The 20,602-nt window shown below is 54.1% G+C and carries 19 protein-coding genes and 4 tRNA genes; 11 read left to right on the top strand and 12 right to left on the bottom strand.

Annotation, left to right across the window (positions count from 1 at the left end; translation table 11 throughout):
- Positions 1–295: 295 nt before the first annotated feature.
- A complete protein-coding gene (locus tag EPE01S_RS21925) occupies positions 296–730 on the bottom strand; it encodes a VOC family protein (protein WP_062749412.1) in 435 nt (144 codons plus the stop codon).
- A gap of 222 nt (positions 731–952) precedes the next feature.
- The gene (locus EPE01S_RS21920) at positions 953–1,462 is read right to left on the bottom strand and encodes a GNAT family N-acetyltransferase (RefSeq protein WP_062749410.1); all 510 of its coding nucleotides are present in this window, start codon (positions 1,460–1,462) and stop codon (positions 953–955) included.
- A 63-nt stretch (positions 1,463–1,525) separates the two neighbouring features.
- Between EPE01S_RS21920 and EPE01S_RS21915 the strand changes: the two genes are divergently transcribed.
- On the top strand, positions 1,526–2,104 hold the full coding sequence (locus EPE01S_RS21915) for an XRE family transcriptional regulator (RefSeq protein ID WP_062749408.1): 579 nt from the start codon (positions 1,526–1,528) through the stop codon (positions 2,102–2,104).
- 105 nt (positions 2,105–2,209) lie between these two features.
- Here EPE01S_RS21915 and EPE01S_RS21910 read toward each other — a convergent pair whose 3' ends face one another.
- The 4 genes from EPE01S_RS21910 to EPE01S_RS21895 form a co-directional block, all read right to left on the bottom strand.
- Positions 2,210–2,449, bottom strand: coding sequence for a hypothetical protein (locus EPE01S_RS21910; protein WP_062749406.1), 240 nt, complete (start codon positions 2,447–2,449; stop codon positions 2,210–2,212).
- Positions 2,450–2,555: 106 nt separating this feature from the next.
- Entirely contained in the window at positions 2,556–3,098 is a 543-nt protein-coding gene (locus EPE01S_RS21905) for a GNAT family N-acetyltransferase (protein WP_062749404.1), read from the bottom strand.
- A 121-nt stretch (positions 3,099–3,219) separates the two neighbouring features.
- Entirely contained in the window at positions 3,220–3,873 is a 654-nt protein-coding gene (locus EPE01S_RS21900) for a hypothetical protein (RefSeq protein ID WP_062749402.1), read from the bottom strand.
- Positions 3,874–4,073: 200 nt separating this feature from the next.
- Positions 4,074–4,646 (bottom strand): TetR/AcrR family transcriptional regulator, encoded by a 573-nt coding sequence (locus EPE01S_RS21895; RefSeq protein ID WP_062749400.1) that lies wholly within the window; start codon positions 4,644–4,646, stop codon positions 4,074–4,076.
- A 122-nt stretch (positions 4,647–4,768) separates the two neighbouring features.
- Here EPE01S_RS21895 and EPE01S_RS21890 point away from each other — a divergent pair, with 122 nt between their 5' ends.
- From EPE01S_RS21890 to EPE01S_RS21875, 3 genes are all read left to right on the top strand, one after another.
- Positions 4,769–6,178: an amidase gene (locus tag EPE01S_RS21890; RefSeq protein WP_062749398.1), complete on the top strand. Its 1,410-nt coding sequence runs from the start codon at positions 4,769–4,771 to the stop codon at positions 6,176–6,178.
- A 576-nt stretch (positions 6,179–6,754) separates the two neighbouring features.
- Positions 6,755–8,437 carry a sensor histidine kinase gene (locus EPE01S_RS21880; RefSeq protein ID WP_062749416.1) on the top strand — a complete coding sequence of 561 codons (1,683 nt, stop codon included), beginning with the start codon at positions 6,755–6,757 and terminating at the stop codon, positions 8,435–8,437.
- Between the two features lie 13 nt (positions 8,438–8,450).
- Positions 8,451–9,179 (top strand): LytR/AlgR family response regulator transcription factor, encoded by a 729-nt coding sequence (locus EPE01S_RS21875; protein WP_062749394.1) that lies wholly within the window; start codon positions 8,451–8,453, stop codon positions 9,177–9,179.
- 31 nt (positions 9,180–9,210) lie between these two features.
- Here EPE01S_RS21875 and glk read toward each other — a convergent pair whose 3' ends face one another.
- Entirely contained in the window at positions 9,211–10,176 is a 966-nt protein-coding gene (glk, locus tag EPE01S_RS21870) for a glucokinase (protein WP_062749392.1), read from the bottom strand.
- A 94-nt stretch (positions 10,177–10,270) separates the two neighbouring features.
- Complete coding sequence (locus EPE01S_RS21865) at positions 10,271–11,926, bottom strand: alpha-keto acid decarboxylase family protein (RefSeq protein WP_062749390.1); 1,656 nt, start codon at positions 11,924–11,926, stop codon at positions 10,271–10,273.
- Positions 11,927–12,131: 205 nt separating this feature from the next.
- On the opposite strand from EPE01S_RS21865, the gene EPE01S_RS21860 reads away from it, so the two are divergent.
- Both EPE01S_RS21860 and EPE01S_RS21855 read left to right on the top strand, forming a co-directional pair.
- A complete protein-coding gene (locus EPE01S_RS21860) occupies positions 12,132–13,121 on the top strand; it encodes an aldo/keto reductase (protein ID WP_062749388.1) in 990 nt (329 codons plus the stop codon).
- A 180-nt stretch (positions 13,122–13,301) separates the two neighbouring features.
- A complete protein-coding gene (locus EPE01S_RS21855) occupies positions 13,302–13,679 on the top strand; it encodes a DUF2502 domain-containing protein (protein WP_062749386.1) in 378 nt (125 codons plus the stop codon).
- Between the two features lie 49 nt (positions 13,680–13,728).
- Here EPE01S_RS21855 and EPE01S_RS21850 read toward each other — a convergent pair whose 3' ends face one another.
- The gene (locus EPE01S_RS21850) at positions 13,729–14,967 is read right to left on the bottom strand and encodes an Nramp family divalent metal transporter (RefSeq protein ID WP_062749383.1); all 1,239 of its coding nucleotides are present in this window, start codon (positions 14,965–14,967) and stop codon (positions 13,729–13,731) included.
- Between the two features lie 439 nt (positions 14,968–15,406).
- Between EPE01S_RS21850 and EPE01S_RS21845 the strand changes: the two genes are divergently transcribed.
- The gene (locus EPE01S_RS21845; RefSeq protein ID WP_062749380.1) at positions 15,407–16,591 is read left to right on the top strand and encodes a NupC/NupG family nucleoside CNT transporter; all 1,185 of its coding nucleotides are present in this window, start codon (positions 15,407–15,409) and stop codon (positions 16,589–16,591) included.
- Positions 16,592–16,808: 217 nt separating this feature from the next.
- Here EPE01S_RS21845 and EPE01S_RS21840 read toward each other — a convergent pair.
- Together EPE01S_RS21840 and EPE01S_RS21835 are read right to left on the bottom strand one after the other, a co-directional pair.
- Positions 16,809–16,884 (bottom strand) — tRNA-Ala (locus EPE01S_RS21840).
- A 50-nt stretch (positions 16,885–16,934) separates the two neighbouring features.
- Positions 16,935–17,010, bottom strand: a tRNA-Ala gene (locus EPE01S_RS21835).
- 349 nt (positions 17,011–17,359) lie between these two features.
- Here EPE01S_RS21835 and EPE01S_RS21830 point away from each other — a divergent pair.
- Together EPE01S_RS21830 and EPE01S_RS21825 are read left to right on the top strand one after the other, a co-directional pair.
- Positions 17,360–18,148: a formate/nitrite transporter family protein gene (locus EPE01S_RS21830; RefSeq protein ID WP_062749414.1), complete on the top strand. Its 789-nt coding sequence runs from the start codon at positions 17,360–17,362 to the stop codon at positions 18,146–18,148.
- Positions 18,149–18,303: 155 nt separating this feature from the next.
- Complete coding sequence (locus EPE01S_RS21825; protein WP_062749378.1) at positions 18,304–18,654, top strand: YfeC-like transcriptional regulator; 351 nt, start codon at positions 18,304–18,306, stop codon at positions 18,652–18,654.
- Between the two features lie 44 nt (positions 18,655–18,698).
- On the opposite strand, the gene gltX is transcribed toward EPE01S_RS21825, so the two are convergent.
- Entirely contained in the window at positions 18,699–20,108 is a 1,410-nt protein-coding gene (gene gltX, locus EPE01S_RS21820) for a glutamate--tRNA ligase (protein WP_062749376.1), read from the bottom strand.
- A 256-nt stretch (positions 20,109–20,364) separates the two neighbouring features.
- On the opposite strand from gltX, the gene EPE01S_RS21815 reads away from it, so the two are divergent.
- Positions 20,365–20,440: transfer RNA gene (locus tag EPE01S_RS21815), tRNA-Val, on the top strand.
- A gap of 52 nt (positions 20,441–20,492) precedes the next feature.
- Positions 20,493–20,568, top strand: a tRNA-Val gene (locus tag EPE01S_RS21810).
- The last annotated feature ends 34 nt before the right edge of the window (positions 20,569–20,602 follow it).

The raw sequence follows: 20,602 nt of genomic DNA, 5'->3' as shown, positions 1-20,602 counted from the left end.
AAAAAGCAGGACGTGATTTTCAGGCGAAAGAACGATCAATCGAGATGATGGACGAGTGCGCACAAAGCCCCCTTTAAGTAAGGTTAAACCCTAATTATTGAATTTATGTAAACATAAGCGGCATTGTTACTCCCCTGATTTAAAAATGATTTTTCTCAGCTTTAACTGCGTTCAACGTCACCTTCTCGCTCGAAGCTGACATTAGCCTGGCGTCAGTCCGCTTTGTGCCAGGAGCGAACTTTGCAAACATCACTGTTTTATTTAGAGGATAACAGGTCATAATATGTGGTCCTTATTAACTGCGTTCCATCAATTCAAGCGTCTGACCATCAGGGCTTTGTAAATATATTACTCTGGTTCCCTGCATGGGGCCTGACAACACTGTCTGAGGTTTACCCGGCGTCTTCCAGCCGTAGTCCGATACTTTGCCCAAGAGCGTATCAAGATCCTCAACTATAAAAGCAAGATGAGCGTAGCCTGGGATATAGGGCGCTGAAGGTTCTTCTGGCTGCTCAATGTTATTGTATTGTAGTAATTCAATTTGAATATCAGCCAGTTCAAGCAAAGCCATTTGTACATCAGCTCCCCTTGCACCTGTTACCTCATCGATTATAGGTCCAGACATTTTTCCTTCACGTAATAATTTACCTCCAAGAATCTGAGTCCAAAATAATAATGAGTCTTCAATGTTTTTAACTGAAAAACCAACGTGATTAACACTTAAGATCATGCAATTACCTGCTGAGTTTTGAAAGTTCATCATCCAACTATATAGAAGGCCTGCTTTATTTCTACACGATAAACGCGCGACCGTTTTACAAGCCTGCATCTTTTATCGATAAATTGCGAATGTCCGCTCCTCGCTCAAAGCAGACACTGCCTGGGTTACATCAAGCGTCCAGCGCCTCCATAAGGCCTTATTGAACCTATGAGTCATGCAGGCTCAGGCATTTCAGGGGACGTCACGCGCATCCAGATGCCGTTGCATAAAGGTCAGGTCCAGCCAGCGGCCAAATTTGGTGCCGACTTCAGAGACCCGGCCCGCTTCGCGGAAGCCGAGCTTTTTGTGTAGCGCGATGGAAGCACTGTTTTCAGATTCAATTCCGGCCACCATGACGTGCTTGCCCTGTGCGCTGGCCAGTCTGATCAGTTCCTGCATGAGTGCCGTGCCTGCCCCGCTTCCACGCGCGTTTTTATCAACATAAACAGAGTGCTCAACGGTGTGCCGGTAGCCATCCCAGGGACGCCAGTCACCATAAGATGCATACCCCAGCACTCTGTCGGTTTCATCTACCGCCACAATGACAGGAAACCCTGCATCATTCCGGGCACGCATCCACGTAATCCGGTTGAGATAATCCACGGTGTTTTCATTCCAGATAGCGGTCGTGTTCAGTACCGCATCGTTATAAATTTCCGCAATCCTTTCCGCGTCATTTTCTCTGGCAGGACGAATAAGCATGGTAGACACCTCGCAGGTCATTCACTAAAGTAGATGAATTGTACACTATTGTAGTTATCCACTATGACAGACAAAAAGTCCACTAAAGAAGACAAGATCAATGTTCGCATCGGTCAGAAAGTGCGGCAGGAACGAGAAAAGAAGGGATGGTCGCTGACCGAACTGGCAGAGCATTCTGGCGTCTCGCGTGCCATGATCCACAAAATAGAGCGTGGCGAAAGCAGCCCTACAGCAACACTGCTGGCACGGCTTTCAGGTGCGTTCGATATGTCTATGTCACAGCTTATTGCTCTGGCAGAAGTGCGACCCGGTACGCTGGTAAGGTATGAAAATCAGGTGGTCTGGCAGGATCCCGAAAGCCATTACATTCGTCGCCATGTGTCACCGGACCCTATCCCTGTCGACCTGGTCAGCATCGCCCTTCCTGCCAGAACGGCGGTGCCGATGCCGGCTATCTCCTACCGTTCCCGGCGTCAGCTGATCTGGGTGCTCGAAGGCAGGCTGACGTTTGAAGAAGGGCCGACGACTTTCGAGATGCTCACCGGGGATTGTCTGGCGTTGGGCGATCCGGCCGATTGTGTTTTCAGGAATGAGACTGATGAGACGTGCCGGTATGCGGTGGTGGTGCTAAAGCCCGTCTGAAGGGCCCCATTACGCTGATGAGGTGAGACACGTTTTTCATCAGTCCGGATCAGCGATCAATTACTGCACAGTGATGCGTATCGCCTCCCGTCGTGTAACCGGTGATTAGCCAGGCGACGTCAGGATGAATCTGACGGCCGTCCACAACAGATAAATCCCCAGCGTTATCTGCACGCCCCGCAACGCCCAGCGGGCATAGCGCCACGCATGACGTTCGCGGGCGTCAGCCGCAGCGATAACCGGATTCGCGTTAACGACTCTTTTATTCGGTCTGAAATCCAGCCAGATACTGACTACTACAGCTAAGGCGACAATCACTTTATACAGTACATTATGTTCCATCATTCCGTTCCCAGTTGTCTGATAAAAATCGTCCTTAATACTGAACGGGCATCCCCTCTGACGGCGAAATGCAGAGTGAGGGCATTCGCATTTGGCATATCAGCATGGTTCATCCCTCCATACGACTTTTTTGCCACTCATCTGAGCGGAGTGAAAAAAACATGCTCGGCGGTGCGTCATTCACATCATCAATGTCCCGGATATACCTCAGCCCGACGTTGTGCAGGACTTTTTGCGAGGCCAGATGGTTTCTTCTGACCACCGCACCTATCCCGGTCAGCGCGATCGTTTCAAATCCATAGCGGACGGCACGATCGGCAAATTCTGTCGCCAGACCTTTGCCCCATGCCTGCGTTGCAAAGCGATACCCCAGATTGTTAATCGACATATCGGCGACGCGGGCTATCTGCAGCCCTCCGAAACCGATGATGTTGTCAGGATTATCGAGAAGCGCAATGGCCCAGTGGCCAAACCCGTGACGTTCACGATGCTCTGTCCAGCGATGCAGAACCGTTCTCGCATGGAGAATATCCGGATATGGCCCTGCGGGATTGAACAGGTTGGTGGCAGGGTCACCATAAATACTGAACAGGGACGCTGCATCGGATGACACTACCGGCCGAAGGATCAGACGCTCAGTTATAATTTCCACTTTCCCCCCCCTGGATGGGTGTTGTCCATACATTCGCTGTTGATATCTGTCCGCTTACTGATTTTATTCCCCTCCGTTGAAGCCTGAGACCGCATCTTCGGGGTAATTTCAGCGCAAACCGTCATGTTTTTGGGCAACCGCTGACCTGCGGATAATGGCGACAGACCAGGTTGAGCTTATTCTTCGGCTCGAAACCGTTATCCAGCATGCACCGCTGAACCTGTGCGGCTTTACGTAACGTTGGCACGTAAGGTACCGAGCCCAGAGGTTGCGGATAACCACACTGATACATCACCACCAGCGCCTGCTTATCATTTTCAATCTGTTGTGAGAAATGCTGTGAAGTCCCCGCCTTACGCCAGGAAATCAGGGAATATTCGCTCACACCGTAAGCCGGATCAATCGGATTAAACCCGCTGTCTGCGACAAAAGGCAGTGCTTCAAGCTGTTTCTGACTCAGGGGATGTCCCTGCTCCTGGCTGATGCAGGCCGGGGTATCATGAAAAACCCCCACGCTGCAGATTTTGAAACCGTCTTTACGGGTAAAGCCTTTATTTTCCATGCACTGGTAATAGAGCACGGACTCATTATAGGTTTTAGGGATGTCCGGGCCGGGAAGTGGCACGCCACACTGCCCCATCGCGACCCGCACGCCGTCGGTGTCCGTGTCAGGACGCTGCCACTGGACCAGATCTGGTGCGGGGGGACACCCTGTCAGCAGGAACACTGATGCGGTCAGCAGAGGTAACGTTATCAGCGTTGCTTTTCGGCACATGAACATTCCTGTTTTATTATGATTTCAGCGCATCCTCATACTGCCCGGAATGTCCCTTTGCGACAACGGTGTTTCGCTTTGTCCTCACGCAGCAACGTCATTTTTACCGTATCAACGTCGTCTTCACGAACGGATTTTCCCCGTCGATCCGCTGAGAGCGGGTACGTATTTTTTCCGTCCCGACGCCCCTTGCGCCCCTGTCATATTCTGGCGGAGGGCAACAGTCCTGCCTGTGAATACCCCATAATAAGCTCATCGAAGAGGCCAATATCATTCCGGCTGCGCGCCATTAACTGAGCACCGGCAATCGCGGAAAATATCGCCCGCGCCCGCGTCTCACCGTCCCCGGGCTGGCAAATACCGGCGTCCTGAAGCTGCGTATTCAGCCATGCCACATTGATATCGGCGAATTTCTGCACCTCTGTTTTGACTTTATCTGGCAGGTCGTCATATTCAGCCGACATAAAACTCACCATGCACAACCGGTTCTCACTTTCCAGGGTACGGCGAAAAATATGAGGATAGCGAATCAGACTGTTGAGTGCGTCGCCTTCCGTTTCACGTATTGCATGAAGGTCCCGCGCCGTATCCTCCCAGTAGCGTTGTGCCACTGCCGCCCCCAGATCCGCCTTGCTGGCAAAATGATAATAAATGCTTGCCGCTTTAATCCCGACCTCATCGGCCAGAGCACGAATGTTCAGGCCGGTGTAACCATGCGCCTGTGCTTTCAGGCGGGCGGCGTGAAGGATTTCATCACTGGATGTCTTGCTCATTATTTTTCTCCTGAAGAAAGTCATTATTCTAACACCTGTTAGTTAGGTGTTGACAACATAATCTCATACGCCTACTGTTTCACCTACCAACTGTTAGTTAGCTTTTCTTTCAAGAGGCAATCATGAGCAACGCTATTTTTTATTCAGACGCAACCCAACTCGCCAGCATGATCCGCAGCCGTGAAATTTCCCCGGTGGAAGTCATGCAGGCCCACATTGACCGCATTAACGCCACTAACCCGGACGTTAACGCCATCGTGACCCTGGCCGGCGATGCGATGAAGCAGGCCATCGCAGCGGAAGCCGCGGTAATGAGAGGTGATGATCTCGGCCTGTTGCATGGCGTTCCGTTTACGGTCAAGGATTCGATAGACACGGCCGGCGTACTAACGCAGCGTGGCTCGCCGATCTTTAAAGACCGTCGCCCTGATGAGGACGCAACCAGCGTAGCGCGTCTTAAAAAAGCAGGCGCTATCCTGCTGGCGAAGACCAACCTGCCCGAGTTTTCATACTGGATCGAGAGCGATAACCTGCTTTCCGGCCGTTCAAATAACCCCTGGGATTTGACCCGGACGCCCGGTGGCTCCAGCGGAGGTGAATCCGCTGCCATCGCAGCAGGCATGTCTCCGCTGGGTCTGGGCACCGATCTGGCCATTTCCGTGCGCGGCCCGGCGGCACAGACCGGCATCACGTCGATGAAAGCCACACACGGCAGCATTCCGATGACCGGGATCTGGCCGCGTGCACCCCGCCGGTTCTGGCATGTGGGCCCGATGGCCCGCTCCGTGCGTGATATTGCCCTGGCCTTTTCACAGCTGTCCGGCCCTGACGGGCACGACGCCTTTTCCAGCACCGCGCCGGTTTATCCGGATGGGCTGCCCGCGGCGTCCTCACGTCCGCTGCGAATTGGCTGGATGACCGGTCCCGGCTTTGGTCCGGTTGACCCGGAGGTGGTCGCCGTTGTTAAGTCAGCGGCAGATGCCCTGCACGGCATCGGGGTGACAGTGGAGCACGTGGGTATTCCGGCTCTGGAGCAGGATTTTGCGCTGGAAGTATTCAACAGGCTGCACGTGATGGAAATGAAACCCGCCTTTGCTGCGGCAACGGCGGGCCGCCACCCTGACGAGTTATACAAAATGGCAAAAACCATGCTGTCACTGCCGGACACCTCAATGTCCGACTATATTGATGCGGAGCAGGCAGCAGAAAGGCTGCGGGATGGTTTTGCGCAATACTTCTCCCGCTTTGATGCGCTGATCACGCACGTCCTTCCCGTGCAGGCCCACAAGCATGGCGTAGCGCATTTTGTCATTGACGGACAGGAGGTGGATGCAACCTATCTGCAGGGGGCGACCGTCCCACTTAACGTCACCGGTTTACCCGGCATAGCCCTCCCCTTCGGCAAAAGTCGTGAGGGGATGCCGATTAACGTTCAGATAGTGGGAAAATGGCATGCGGAAAGAACCATTTTACATATCGCGTCACTGCTTGAGGCCGTCAGTCCGGTGAAAGGATCCCACCCGTCGCTCTGAGCATAAGCGGCCGCGCCGGGTGAGGTGAGGCCGGGGACACAGGTTCACGCCGATGTCAGCTGCGGTGTAACGCGTTCCCTTTTCACGCCAGGGATGGCGTAGTCCCCTTCAGCACCCTGTTTACCTCGTCATGAAGCAACCGCAGGAATTTCCCTGCGGTCATTCTCCGCGCCCCGGATTACCGCTGGGTAAGATAATTTTTTAGAATGTGTCCGGCAGAAAGGAGATGTTCAACGGTAGAATCGCGAGCAGCTGCGGGATCGTTTGCCAGGCAGGCGCTCAAAATACGCTGATGTTCATCCTGAAACATCAGCGTTTCGGACAGTCATCGGCGTTTAGCGAAGCAATCGCTCACGGTGATTTCGCCTGTCGGCTTTTTACTGCAAGCGGAGACCTTAATCCGGACTGACAGGCAGCCCGTCTCTGTAGCGAAAAGAGGTCAGTCAGCGCCAGAAATTGATCCAGACCGGGATCGGGGCACTCCGGCGTGCGGATGCCTGGCACATCCTCCACACTTTCCCTATCATAGGCGCATTGTCCCCACCAGCCGAGATGCCCGTGCATTCGATGTTTGAGATGTTGCTCGCCGTGTTTGACCGCGCAGCGCTGATGTTAATCTGCCTGTTCTTTATCACCCGAACCCGTCACTTCCGCCAGTTACTGCAAAAAGATGAGCATTCGCGTCAGGAGCTGATTGCGGTCACCGCGATTTTCTCACTGTTTGCCCTGTTCAGTACCTGGACCGGGATCAACGTGGAGGGCTCGCTGGTGAACGTGCGAACCATCGCGATTATGTCTGGCGGCATCCTCTTTGGTCCCTGGGTGGGGATTGCCACTGGCGTGATTGCCGGGCTGCACCGCTTCCTGATTGATATGGATGGCGTCACTTCGGTGCCCTGCCTGATCACCAGTATTGTTGCCGGGGTGGTCTCCGGCTGGATCAACCTCAGGGTGGTCAAAGAGAAGCGCTGGAGTATCGGTATCATTGGCGGCATGGCCTGTGAGTCACTGACCATGCTGCTGATTGTGGCCTGGGCCTCCCCTACCTCACTGGGGCTGGACATCGTGTCGGAAATTGCCCTCCCGATGATCCTGGGGGCCGTCAGCATCGGCCTGATTGTGCTGCTGGTGCAGAGCGTGGAAGGTGAAAAAGAAGCCATCGCCGCCCGTCAGGCCAAGCTGGCGCTGGATATTGCCAATAAAACGCTGCCGCTGTTCCGCCAGGTGAACAGCCATTCCCTGCGCCAGGTATGCCATATCATTCGTGAAGACATTAATGCCGATGCGGTGGCGATGACCAACAATAAGCAGATCCTCGCTTATGTCGGCGTGGGAGAAGAAAACTATCGCAACGGCGACGACGGCATCAGCCCGACCACCACGGCAGCCATCACCGAGGGTAAAATTATTATTAAAAACAATGATGAAGCCCATCGCACCCCGGAAATCCACTCGATGATCGTCATCCCTCTGTGGGAAAAAGGTGAGGTCACGGGTACGCTGAAAATTTACTACCGCCATGCCCACCGTATCACCTGGTCGCTGAAGGAGATGGCCGTCGGGCTGTCGCAGATTATCTCCACGCAGCTGGAAGTATCGCGTGCCGAGCAGCTGCGTGAAATGGCCAATAAGGCCGAACTTCGGGCGCTGCAGAGCAAAATTAATCCTCACTTTCTGTTTAACGCCCTGAATGCCATCTCTTCATCCATCCGGATTAATCCGGACACCGCACGCCAGCTGATCACCAACCTGTCACGCTATCTGCGCTATAACCTTGAGCTGAATGATGACGAGATTATCGATATCAAAAAAGAGCTCTACCAAATCAAGGACTATATCGCCATCGAACAGGCGCGCTTCGGCGATAAACTGACGGTGATCTATGACATTGAAGAGGATGTCAGCTGCTCGCTACCCAGTCTGTTGATCCAGCCGCTGGTTGAAAACGCCATTGTGCACGGCATTCATCCCTGCCGGGGCAAGGGCGTGGTAACGCTGAGTATTCATGACCTTGGCGACCGCATTCGTATCGCCGTCCGTGATACCGGCAACGGGATCAGTGAGGACGTGGTGGCCAGGGTGGAAAATAACGAGATGCCGGGCAATAAGATCGGCCTGCTGAATGTGCATCACCGGGTGAAACTGCTGTACGGTGAAGGGCTGCATATTCATCGCCTTAACCCGGGTACGGAAATTGCGTTTTACATCAGTAAAAACGGTGTGGGTCTGCCGGAAAAACCGAGTATTTCATTAGCCTGAACCGGGAGACAGCGTGAAAGCGATCATTGTAGAAGACGAGTTCCTCGCCCAGCAGGAGTTAAGCTGGCTAATCCGTGAACACAGCCAGATCGCCATTGAAGCGACTTTTGATGACGGTCTGGACGTGCTGAAGTATCTGCAAACCCATCAGGTTGATGTGATCTTTCTTGATATCAATATTCCGTCGCTGGACGGGATGCTGCTGGCGCAGAATATCAGTAAGTTCGCCAATAAGCCGCTCATCGTCTTTATCACCGCCTATAAAGAACATGCGGTAGAAGCCTTTGAGCTGGAGGCCTTTGACTACATCCTGAAGCCCTGGTCTGAAATGCGCATCATCACCCTGCTGCGCAAGCTGGAAAACCACAGCCAGAGCCACTCTCCGCTGAATCAGACAGCGTTACGCCCGGCCCCGCATACCATTAACCTGGTGAAGGATGAGCGCATTATCGTCACCGATATCAATGATATCTATTATGCGGAAGCCCACGAGAAGCTGACTTTTGTCTATACGCGGCGGGAAGAGTATGTGATGTCGATGAATATCAGTGAATTTTGCAGCCGGCTGCCGGATGAGTATTTCTTTCGCTGCCACCGCTCTTACTGTGTCAACCTCGGCAAGATCCGCGAGATCGAGCCCTGGTTTAACAATACCTACATCCTCAAGCTACGCGATCTTGAGTTTCAGGTGCCGGTCAGCCGCAGTAAGGTGAAGGAATTTCGCCAGCTGATGCGGCTGTAACCGCTGCATCAGCTGACGACAAAGGCAGGGTTTACAGCACCCGCCCCAGGGTCTGACGCAGGTGTGCGCCCGCCCCGAGCAGGCCTGGCTGATCGTGGGTGATCAGATAGACAGGAATGCCAGAGACATAGTCTTTGAAGCGGCCTTTGTCTTCAAACGCAGCGCGGAAGCCGGACGCTTTAAAGAACTCAAGGAAGCGCGGAACGATGCCGCCAGCGATATAGACGCCGCCGAAGGTGCCAAGGTTCAGCGCCAGATTGCCGCCAAAGCGGCCCATGATCACGCAGAACATCGACAGGGCACGACGGCAGTCTGTGCAGCTGTCCTGCAGGGCGCGCTCGGTGACGTCACGCGGTTTCAGATTTTCTGGCACCCGGTCATCTGATTTAACAATCGCCCGATACAGATTCACCAGCCCGCCGCCGGAGAGAATACGCTCGGCGGAGACATGCCCCAGCTCCTCACGCAGCACTTCAAGGATCTGATCCTCTTCTTCACTGTTGGCGGCGAAATCGACGTGGCCACCTTCGCCCGGCAGGCTGACCCAGCGCTTATCCACATGCACCAGATGCGCCACGCCCAGGCCAGTACCGGCACCGTAAACCGCAACCGGCTTGTCCGGCACCGGCGCACCGCCGCCAAACTGCATGACATGCTCACCGGAGAGCATCGGGATCGCCATCGACACGGCGGTAAAATCGTTAATAATTTCCAGCGCCTCGAAGCCGAGGCTGGCCTTCAACTTACTGGTCGAAAACGCCCAGTCGTGGTTGGTCATCTCCACCCAGTCTTCCGTGATCGGACAGGCAATGGCGATGCAGCCGTGCTGAATATCCTGCTGCTGCTCGTCCAGATAAGCGCGGATCACCGCTTCAAGACTGGCATATTCTGAGGTGGAAAAGGTTTTAGCCTGTGACAGGGCACCGTTACTGACGTCACACAGTGCCAGACGGGCATTAGTCCCGCCGACATCACCTACCAGGGCATAGCTGGTCATTATTGTTCTGCTCCGCTGAATTCAATTTCCTACACTATACCCAAAAACAGTCGAGTTGCATCAAGGCGACATCTGAATTACGCGCAAACCGGGCTTACCGGCTGTTGCTTTGATGCAACGCCCGGGTGACGGATGCCAGCAACGGCGGAATATCATCCTGGGGTAGCACCACTTCCACCAGCGACAGGCACGTCTGCGGCTGCTGGAGCAACGACATCACCGCCTCCAACTGCACCGTCTGGGTCACACGCCAGCTCTGCGCCTGACTGTCGACGCTCAGCGCCTGGGGCAGGCGCGTCCAGTCCCAACGGGGAATATCGTTATAGCGCTGCTGCGCACCGTGGATAGCCCGTTCAACGGTATAACCCGCATTGTTGAGCAGGAAAATAACCGGCTTCTGTCCGTCACGCAGCATCGACCCCAGCTCCTGTACCGTCAGCTGCGCGGAGCCATCGCCGATAATCAGCACCACCCGCCGCTCCGGCTGGGCCGTTTGCGCGCCAAAGGCGGCCGGCAGCGTGTAGCCAATTGACCCCCACAGCGGTTGTACCAGCATCTGAACCTTGTCCGGCAGACGCAGGGCCGCGGCACCAAACGCCGCCGTCCCCTGTTCCGCCAGCACAATATCGCCCGGTCGTAAAAAGTGCTGTATGGCCTGCCAGAAAGTGCTCTGGGTCAGGCTGTCGGACGGCGCATTCTCCATCACCGGCGGGGCAACAATGCCCTGCTGCCAGCCCGCTCCGTGCCGACGGGACAACGAATGCAGTACCGCCAGCGCTGCTGCCATCGGTATGCCGGCAAATTTACGCCCCGCCACATGGCAATCATGCAGGTCAACTTCAATGGTACGGCTGCGGGTAATACGCTGGGTAAATCCGGCCGTCAGCGTATCGGTGTACTTTACGCCAATGGCGATCAGCACATCGCTCTCTTCGATCACCGTCCGGGTACTCTCCGCGCTGGACGCGCCCGCATAGGTTCCCGCATAACCAGACAGCCCTTCTGGCAGCACACTTTTTCCCATCAGCAGGGTAGCAAAAGGCATCGGAACGTCAGTCAGCCAGTCGTGCAGGCGCTGCTGCTGCCCGGCGCGATCGGCAAGGAAATCAGCCAGCATTGCCGCACTCCCCGCAGCGGCCAGCAGCGTTTCTGCCGCATCGGCGAAGGCGGCCAGCGACTCACTGGAACGCCCGGCGGTCAGCGTCAGCGGCTGATCTGGCGGCGACAGCGGACTTTCGCCTACGTTAGTCGCCAGCAGCAGATAGACCGGACGCCGGTGGGTTAACGCCGACAGCAGTACCCGGTCGATTTCCGCGGCGGCGTTCCCGGCCGTCAGCACGCTGGTGGCGACGGCGATTTCCTGGTGCATACGTAAAAAATGGCTAAAGCTGCCGTCACCCAGCGTGTGGTGCAACAACTCGCCGTTGTCCTGCGCAGCCTGTGAGGGAGCCCCGACGATATGCACCACCGGCAGATACTCCGCATAACTTCCCGCCACCCCGTTCAGGGCGCTCAACTCGCCGACGCCAAAAGTGGTCAGCAGCGCCCCTGCCCCCCGGCAGCGGGCATACCCATCCGCCGCATAGGCCGCGTTCAGTTCATTGGCACAGCCCACCCAGGCCAGTTGCGGATGGTCGATCACATGATCGAGAAACTGCAGATTGTAATCACCCGGTACGCCAAACAGATGATCGATTCCCATTTCATTTAAGCGGGCAAGCAGGTAATCACTGACGGTGTATCGCTTCATCGTCCTGGTCCTCTGGAGTATCTGACTTGAGTATTAGCGATTATTTTCACTCTGTTAGCGGAAAAGTGGGGGGCGAAATGGAAAGGGATCGTTACGCTCCAGGAATTATCTTTAAGTTGCGATCCGTCGCGCGATTTCCTTTAGTGTAACCGTATACACTACTACGCTGTTCAGCGTTCCCCCGTTTTTACTACAGGACTTATTCATGGTTTATCAAGCAGATGCCCGCCGTTATGAGACAATGACCTATCACCGCACCGGGCGCAGCGGTCTGAAACTTCCGGCCATCTCCCTCGGCTTATGGCATAACTTTGGTGACAGTACTCGCGTCGATAACAGCCGCGAACTGCTGCGTCATGCTTTTGATAACGGTATCACTCATTTCGACCTGGCCAATAATTACGGCCCGCCCCCGGGATCGGCTGAAGAAAACTTTGGCCGCATCCTGCGCGAGGATTTTCGCGGCTATCGTGATGAACTCGTGCTCTCCAGCAAGGCGGGTTACACCATGTGGGAGGGGCCATATGGTGACTGGGGATCGCGTAAGTACCTGATTTCCAGCCTCGATCAAAGTCTGCAACGTATGGGCGTGGAGTATGTGGACATCTTTTATCATCACCGCCCGGATGCGGAAACGCCGCTGGAAGAAACCATGACCGCGCTGGATCATCTGGTGCGTCAGGGCAAGGCACTGTACATCGGTCTGTCAAACTACCCGGCGGATCTCGCTGCACAGGCCATTGCCCTTCTGAAAGAACTGGGCACGCCCTGTCTGATCCATCAGCCTAAGTATTCGATGTTTGAACGTGCGCCGGAAAACGGCCTGCTGGACGTGCTGGCCGACCAGGGCGTAGGCAGTATTGCGTTCTCGCCGCTGGCGGGAGGTATGCTGACTGACCGCTATCTTAACGGCATACCTGAAGACTCGCGTGCTGCCAGCGGCAGCCGCTTCCTCAGTGGCGATCAGCTGACGCCTGAAAAGATGGAAAAAGTGCAGCGACTGAATGCGCTGGCGTTGCGTCGCGGGCAAAAGCTGTCACAAATGGCGCTGGCCTGGGTACTGCGCGGCGACCGCGTTACCTCGGTGCTTATCGGTGCCAGCAAAACCAGCCAGATCGATGACGCCGTGCAGATGCTGGGCAACCGCGACTTTACTGCGGATGAACTGGCAGAGATTGAAGCCATTCTCGATTGATATTGACCAGCAATCCTCTCCGGGCCGGTCAGAAACGATCGGCTCTGTTATTCCCCTTCCAGAAAAATCCCAAATCCGCCTGTTCCGCACATTTTCAGAGTTCCCCAGGCGTAACGTTGATGAACTGTTTATATTGTGCTTCTACGGTGGCGCAGTCAGGCCGCTGATAAAGGAGATAATATGAAACGCTTATTGCTTATTGCCGCTTTGCTGGCAAGTTTATCCCCGCTGGCGGTACACACAGCTTACGCCGACAGCGCACGCATCACTCTGGCTCCCGGTATTACACTGCATTTAGGCGATCGTGACGATCGGGGACGTTACTGGGACGGTGGCCGCTGGCGCGACAACCACTGGTGGCGTAATAACTACCGCTACGATGAAGGGCGATGGTGGCGACACGAGCAGTGGCGACGTCATCAGGAGATGCGTCGTCATCATCAGTGGGAAAAGGAGGGTCGCTGGCGCGACCACGATCGCCGGCGCGAATGGCGTCATCATGAAAATGAACGCCGTCATTATGAACGCGACCGCCGCGATCGTCACGACCGCTGGTAATTTTTCAGGGCGACCCGTAACCGGGTCGCCCTGTTATTTTATGACAGGGTCAGAGGTTCATTGCCATGGCCACCAGCAGGTAGCCGTTTAATACCACCACCACGGCCACAATCACCCAGCCAATACTCTGCATCAGTCGTGAGTTCACCATATCGCCCATCAGCTCACGATTGCCGGTGAAGGCCAGCAGCGGCACCAGCGCCAGAGCAATACCGAAGCTTAACAGGACCTGGCTCATCACCAGAATACGCGTCGGTTCCCAGCCCGCCATAATCACAATAAAGGACGGCAGCATGGTGACCACGCGACGTACCAGCAGCGGGATATGGAAGCGGATAAAGCCCTGCATTACCACCTGACCAGCCATCGTCCCTACTACGGTTGAGGAGAGCCCGGCCGCCAGCAGACTGAGACCAAACACCACGGCGGCCGCTTTACCCAGCAGGGGATCCAGCGTCAGATAGGCCTGGTCGAGGTCGGCAATGCCGCTGTGGCCGCTGAAGTGAAACGCGGCCGCCGCGGTCGCCATCATCGCCAGATTAACAAAACCGGCAATGGTCATGGCAATGGCCACATCCAGCTTGGTAGAGGAGTAGCGCTGTGCACGCGTGCCCCCCTCGTCTTTTTGCGTCAGGGACGAGTGAAGATAGATGACATGCGGCATGATCGTCGCCCCCAGTACGCCCGCCGCCAGCAGCACGGCATCCGCCGTTGGCAGGGAAGGCACTGCCATACCGTGCATCAGGTCGATAATTTTAGGCTGTGAGAAGAACAACTCAATGACATAGGCGGCTGCCACAAACAGCAGCAATCCGCCAATGATAAATTCCAGTGGCTTCTGCCCGCGGCTCTGCAGCATCAGGATCAGGAAAGTGGCCACCCCGGTGAGCATGGCACCCTGCAGCAGACTGACGCCAAACACCAGCTTGAAGCCAATGGCCGCGCCGATAAATTCCGCCAGGTCGGTGGCCATGGCAATAATTTCCGCCTGCACCCAGTAAAACCAGACAGCCGGGCGTGGAAAGCGGTCGCGAATATGCTCGGCAAGGTTTTTGCCGGTGGCGATACCCAGTTTTGCCGACATCAGCTGGATGACCATCGCCATCACGTTGGCCCACACGACCACCCACAGCAAGGTATAGCCGTAGGAGGCTCCGGCCTGGATATTAGTGGCAAAGTTTCCGGGATCGATGTAGCCAATGGCCGCGATAAAGGCGGGCCCCATCAAGGCAAACTTGATTTTACGATTACTGCGAATGTTCTGCTCCGCAGTGCGGCTTCCGAACATAGTGTTTACCCCTGAAACGATGACCTGACTGTCTATGCTGCCTTTCATTGATAACGATTATCAAGTGCATAGGGAACGGTTGTTTTTATCGCTGTGATAGCCAGCGCTATAAGGTATAGCCATGGCTATACTTCAAAATAAACTACGGTAAACTCAAAAAATGAGCAACCTTTTTTACTGTAGGTTATTCGGAAATCACTTACCAGCTAAAGGGTTATTTTTTAATCAAACAGCGCTTGTCAGCGCGCGTTAAATCGGGGATAACGTGCCTGAATATGAGGTAAGTCGTTAAGTTTTCGTGAAAACATGTGACGGGTCATGCTTTTCTGCAATCTGATGCAATAGGGAATTGTTATATTGCGGCTTAGATCTCGTTTTTCCCGTTCTTGTTACATAGAATGTGCAACGAAATATAACAGCCCTCAAATTTGGAGCAAACATGTCCCGCATTCTGCACTTTGCTTTGGCACTGGCGGTAGTCGCCCTGCTGGCCCTGTTGGTCAGCCGCGATCGTAAGAACATCCGTGTGCGTTTTGTCATACAGCTTTTAGTCATTGAAGTTCTGCTGGCCTGGTTCTTCCTGACCTCGGAAGCTGGCCTGGGTTTCGTCAAAGGCTTCTCAGATCTGTTCGAACTCCTACTGAAGTATGCGGCGCAAGGGACTAACTTCGTCTTCGGTAATATGAGCGATAAAGGCCTGGCATTTTTCTGGCTTAACGTCCTCTGCCCTATCGTCTTTATCTCTGCGCTGATCGGTATTCTGCAGCACTTCCGCATTCTGCCAATCATTATCCGTGCTATCGGTACCGTGCTGTCGAAAATCAACGGCATGGGGAAGCTGGAATCTTTCAACGCAGTAAGTTCACTGATTTTGGGACAGTCAGAGAACTTTATTGCCTATAAAGATATTCTCGGCAAGATGTCAGAGCGCCGGATGTACACCATGGCAGCCACCGCTATGTCGACTGTTTCTATGTCGATCGTCGGGGCGTATATGACCATGTTGCAGCCAAAGTACGTCGTGGCCGCACTGGTGCTGAATATGTTCAGTACCTTTATCGTGCTGTCGCTGATTAACCCGTACCGCGTGGACAGCGAAGAAGACCTGAAGCTGGGTAACACCCATGAGGGTCAGAGCTTCTTTGAAATGCTGGGTGAATACATCCTCGCCGGCTTCAAAGTGGCCGTCATTGTCGCCGCAATGCTGATCGGCTTTATCGCGCTGATCTCGGCCATCAACGCCCTGTTTGATACTATTTTCGGTATCAGTTTCCAGGGCATTCTGGGGTATGTGTTCTACCCGTTCGCCTGGATTATGGGTGTACCGAGCCATGAAGCCCTGCAGGTTGCCAGTATCATGGCCACCAAGCTGGTGTCTAACGAGTTCGTGGCGATGATGGATCTGCAGAAAATTGCCGGTACGCTGTCTCCGCGTGGTGAAGGCATCCTCTCCGTGTTCCTCGTCTCATTCGCTAACTTCTCGTCTATCGGTATCGTCGCCGGGGCCATTAAGGGCCTGAATGAGGAACAGGGTAACGTCGTGTCGCGCTTCGGCCTGAAGCTGCTGTACGGTTCTACCCTGGTGAGCGTGCTGTCGGCATCAATTGCCGGTCTGGTACTGTAATCACCTGGCGGGGCCGCTGGCCCCGCTTTCTTTTCTCCCCAATCTTCTTCCCCTCCCTGCAAGCCCTTCGCGCCTCCATCGCCATACAGACGCTTAAATACAGCCTGAGAGTGCACCTCAGCGACCAGTCGCTGAAAAATATCCGTAGGGGTAAAACAGAAACGAAAAAAAATCCGCCTGAGCAGATTATGAGGAAGAAAAAAGCGTTTTCAGAATTTGGTGGAGATAAGCGGGATCGAACCGCTGACCTCTTGCATGCCATGCAAGCGCTCTCCCAGCTGAGCTATACCCCCACATCTTAATTCTCAGTTTCCCGGTGCCACCTTGTCTTCTGGTAAAGAGTTGGTGGAGATAAGCGGGATCGAACCGCTGACCTCTTGCATGCCATGCAAGCGCTCTCCCAGCTGAGCTATACCCCCAAACCGGAAAACTGTGTCGTGTTGACGGCGGGGATGATATGAAACGGTGGAGGTGGTGTCAACGCTAAAATAACAATCTGAGATCGATCGCTGAAAAAGCCGTCAATGCAGGGCTAAAAGCGTTAACTCCCTGTTTTTCACCCCCCTTTCCGCCACTGCCGTTTCCGCGATGCCGTTCTGTTAATGACGCGTTAATAACAAGGTTAAAAGCTACTTGTTTTTGTTAATCGAGCATGCAAAACTGCGCCCGATTTTGATGCCACGCCCTGCTCTGCGCTGGATGGAAGCCTTTTTTAGCGGACAGCGGAATCTGGCGCCCTTTCCCGTTATTTATTTCACCAGAGCGAATATGTCTTTGCACACACCAAAAGAGATCTCAGCTGTCGCGGTTCAGGCAGGCGTGATCAAAAGCCGTACACCGGTATCTTCTCTGCTTATTCTTGGTTTTCTGGCCGGTGCATTTATCGCATTTGGCTTTCTTCTCTATATTCACGTGGTTAACCAGCTGCCGGCAGACTGGGGATCATTTGGCATCCTGCTGGGCGCTGCGGTATTCCCGGTAGGGATTATCCTTACTGTGCTCGCCGGGGGGGAATTACTGACTGGTAATATGATGCTGCTCCCGGTGGCATGGTTTGCTCGCCAAATCAGCGCACTCAGCGTAATACGTAACTGGTTCTGGGTGACCCTGGCGAACTTTATTGGCAGCATCACCATCGCGTGGTTCTTTGGTCATATGTTAGGAATGACCGAAGGTGACTATCTGAAGAAGACCGTCGCCATTGCCAGCGCAAAAGTGAATGCGGATTTCCTTCATGCCTTTATTTCTGGTATTGGCTGCAACTGGCTGGTCTGTCTGGCGACCTGGATGGCGTTCGCCAGTAAAGATGTGGTTGGCAAAATTTTCGGCATGTGGTTCCCCATCATGGCTTTCGTTGCCATTGGCTTCCAGCACGTGGTCGCCAATATGTTTATCGTTCCAGCCGCCATTTTTGCCGGCTACCTGAGCTGGAGTGAATATCTGCCAAACTTTGTGGCGGTGTTTCTTGGTAATGCCGTGGGCGGCGCGATTTTCGTTGGTCTGGCCTATTTTGTCGCCTTCCGCGCCCCCCTGTCAGAAAGCCCGGCTTCACGCTAACGTCACGCTTACCGACTGTTGTCAGGGATATTTTTTTGAACCGACGCCAGATTTTGCGAATTAATCTGTCAAGGTTAGTAATTTGTGTTAGTTGTTCACGTGATGAATTGTTGTAATATGCTTACGACTTTATTCGGCAGAAAAGGGACGAGAACGTGAAAAAGGATTGGTTAACGCCGGAAGAACTGGCACAGCAAACGGGTTTTAGCAGACAGACGATTAACAAGTGGGTGAAAAAAGAGAACTGGACGACTGCACCGAAGCCCGGAGTTCAGGGTGGAAAGGCACGCATGATTCATATTGATGAACGCGTCAAAGTCTTCCTTAAATCCACTCGTCATGCTGCAGAACCCCATGCCCAATATCGTGTGAATCAAAACTCACTTCCTGCTCTGTTAATTACCTCATTACAACAATTGAGTAATGATGAGCAGGATAAGCTCGCAGCCATGTTGCTTCGCGAGGGAATACAGGGAATTTTGCAACGACTGGGTATCAGCAATTGAAAAAAAACCCGGCCAGCTGGCCGGGTTTTTTATTTTATGCCGTATCAGACTTCTCGCGTGGCAATAAACGCCAGTGCTTTCTCAATACGCGCCACGCTGCGTGAGCGTCCGATGGCGTGTACGGTCACGTCCAGCGCCGGAGACTGCCCGGCACCGGTCACGGCTACACGCAGCGGCATGCCAACCTTGCCCATACCGACTTCCAGCTCATCTGCCGTCGCCTGAATTGCGTGATGGACGTTTTCTGCCGTCCAGTCGGTGATCGCAGCCAGTTTATCCCGCACCACTTCCAGCGGCTGTCGGGCCACCGGACGCAGATGTTTTTTCGCCGCATCGGCATCAAACTCATCAAATTCTTCGTAGAAATACCGGCATGATGCCGCCATCTCCTTCAGGGTCTTACAGCGTTCACCCAGCAGTTTCACCAGCTGTGCCAGCTCAGGGCCGGTACGGGTGTCGATGTTTTCCTGCTCAATATGCCATTGCAGATGGGTCGCCACGTATTCTGGCGCCAGGCTGTTAATATAATGATGGTTCAGCCACTGCAGCTTTTCCGTGTTGAACGCGCTGGCAGATTTGCTGACCGCATCCAGATCGAACAGCTTTTTCATCTCATCAATGGTGAAAATTTCCTGATCGCCGTGTGACCAGCCCAGGCGTACCAGATAGTTCAGCAGCGCTTCCGGCAGGTAGCCGTCGTCACGGTACTGCATCACGCCCACGGCACCGTGGCGTTTAGACAGCTTTTTACCATCATCGCCCAGAATCATGGAAACATGCGCGTAAACCGGCACCTGGGCACCAATGGCTTTCAGGATGTTAATCTGGCGTGGGGTATTGTTGATATGGTCTTCACCGCGGATAACGTGGGTGATTTCCATGTCCCAGTCGTCGATCACCACGCAGAAATTGTACGTTGGCGCACCGTCAGTACGACGAATAATCAGATCATCCAGTTCCTGGTTACTGAACTCAATCGGGCCACGGATCTGATCGTCAAAGATAACCGACCCTTCCTGCGGGTTACGGAAACGCACTACGCACGGCTCATCATCAGCATGATGCTCGTGGCTGTCGCGGCAGCGGCCGTCATAACGTGGCTTCTCGTTGTTGGCCATCTGGTGTTCACGCAGTGTTTCCAGACGCTCTTTAGAGCAGTAGCACTTATACGCACTGCCCGCTTCCAGCATCTGGTCGATGACGGCATTGTAGCGGTCAAAACGCTTAGTCTGGTAGTACGGGCCCTCATCCCAGTCGAGATTCAGCCAGTTCATGCCATCCATAATGGCATCGATCGCCTGCTGGGTTGAACGCTCCAGGTCGGTGTCTTCGATACGCAGCACAAACTCTCCGCCCTGATTGCGGGCAAAAAGCCAGGAGTAAAGTGCGGTACGAGCGCCGCCCACATGGAGGTATCCAGTTGGGCTAGGAGCGAAGCGGGTTTTGATTTTCATTAATGAATGCCTTATTACGCGGTGGCTGGGGCCTGATCGGAACAAACTTTTAGGGGAAACATTCTATCACCTGCGGGCGAATCCTCAACGCCAATCCCTGTTTGCAGCATGACAGAGCAGAGACTTTCCGATAGCAAGCCTCTGTTTTTGCCTGAAATGGGAACATCCTGACTATTTTTACGACGAACACACATTTTACGCGGAAAAAGCGTTGACTCATTTCCGCGCTTCCCTATAATGCGACTCCACACAGCGGGGGTGATTAGCTCAGTTGGTAGAGCATCTCCTTTACACGGAGGGGGTCGGCGGTTCGAGCCCGTCATCACCCACCATTCATTATGTGAATGATGCCCGCGAAATGCAGTACCCAGAGATTTGAGATGTGGGTGATTAGCTCAGTTGGTAGAGCATCTCCTTTACACGGAGGGGGTCGGCGGTTCGAGCCCGTCATCACCCACCATATCTCGGTAGATTGTCTGGCAGCAGTACGATAT

The organism is Erwinia persicina NBRC 102418 (assembly GCF_001571305.1).
Classification (GTDB): domain Bacteria; phylum Pseudomonadota; class Gammaproteobacteria; order Enterobacterales; family Enterobacteriaceae; genus Erwinia; species Erwinia persicina.
The sequence above is the reverse complement of the archived record's forward strand: the minus strand, read 5'-3'. Positions and strand labels throughout refer to the sequence as shown.

Excerpts from the sequence above, each read along its gene's own strand:
- EPE01S_RS21925 (WP_062749412.1), bottom strand. The coding sequence starts at position 730 with ATGATCTTAAGTGTTAATCACGTTGGTTTTTCAGTTAAAAACATTGAA.
- EPE01S_RS21920 (WP_062749410.1), bottom strand. The coding sequence starts at position 1,462 with ATGCTTATTCGTCCTGCCAGAGAAAATGACGCGGAAAGGATTGCGGAA.
- EPE01S_RS21915 (WP_062749408.1), top strand. The coding sequence starts at position 1,526 with ATGACAGACAAAAAGTCCACTAAAGAAGACAAGATCAATGTTCGCATC.
- EPE01S_RS21910 (WP_062749406.1), bottom strand. The coding sequence starts at position 2,449 with ATGATGGAACATAATGTACTGTATAAAGTGATTGTCGCCTTAGCTGTA.
- EPE01S_RS21900 (WP_062749402.1), bottom strand. The coding sequence starts at position 3,873 with ATGTGCCGAAAAGCAACGCTGATAACGTTACCTCTGCTGACCGCATCA.
- EPE01S_RS21895 (WP_062749400.1), bottom strand. The coding sequence starts at position 4,646 with ATGAGCAAGACATCCAGTGATGAAATCCTTCACGCCGCCCGCCTGAAA.
- EPE01S_RS21890 (WP_062749398.1), top strand. The coding sequence starts at position 4,769 with ATGAGCAACGCTATTTTTTATTCAGACGCAACCCAACTCGCCAGCATG.
- EPE01S_RS21880 (WP_062749416.1), top strand. The coding sequence starts at position 6,755 with ATGTTGCTCGCCGTGTTTGACCGCGCAGCGCTGATGTTAATCTGCCTG.
- glk (WP_062749392.1), bottom strand. The coding sequence starts at position 10,176 with ATGACCAGCTATGCCCTGGTAGGTGATGTCGGCGGGACTAATGCCCGT.
- EPE01S_RS21865 (WP_062749390.1), bottom strand. The coding sequence starts at position 11,926 with ATGAAGCGATACACCGTCAGTGATTACCTGCTTGCCCGCTTAAATGAA.
- EPE01S_RS21860 (WP_062749388.1), top strand. The coding sequence starts at position 12,132 with ATGGTTTATCAAGCAGATGCCCGCCGTTATGAGACAATGACCTATCAC.
- EPE01S_RS21855 (WP_062749386.1), top strand. The coding sequence starts at position 13,302 with ATGAAACGCTTATTGCTTATTGCCGCTTTGCTGGCAAGTTTATCCCCG.
- EPE01S_RS21850 (WP_062749383.1), bottom strand. The coding sequence starts at position 14,967 with ATGTTCGGAAGCCGCACTGCGGAGCAGAACATTCGCAGTAATCGTAAA.
- EPE01S_RS21845 (WP_062749380.1), top strand. The coding sequence starts at position 15,407 with ATGTCCCGCATTCTGCACTTTGCTTTGGCACTGGCGGTAGTCGCCCTG.
- EPE01S_RS21830 (WP_062749414.1), top strand. The coding sequence starts at position 17,360 with ATGTCTTTGCACACACCAAAAGAGATCTCAGCTGTCGCGGTTCAGGCA.
- gltX (WP_062749376.1), bottom strand. The coding sequence starts at position 20,108 with ATGAAAATCAAAACCCGCTTCGCTCCTAGCCCAACTGGATACCTCCAT.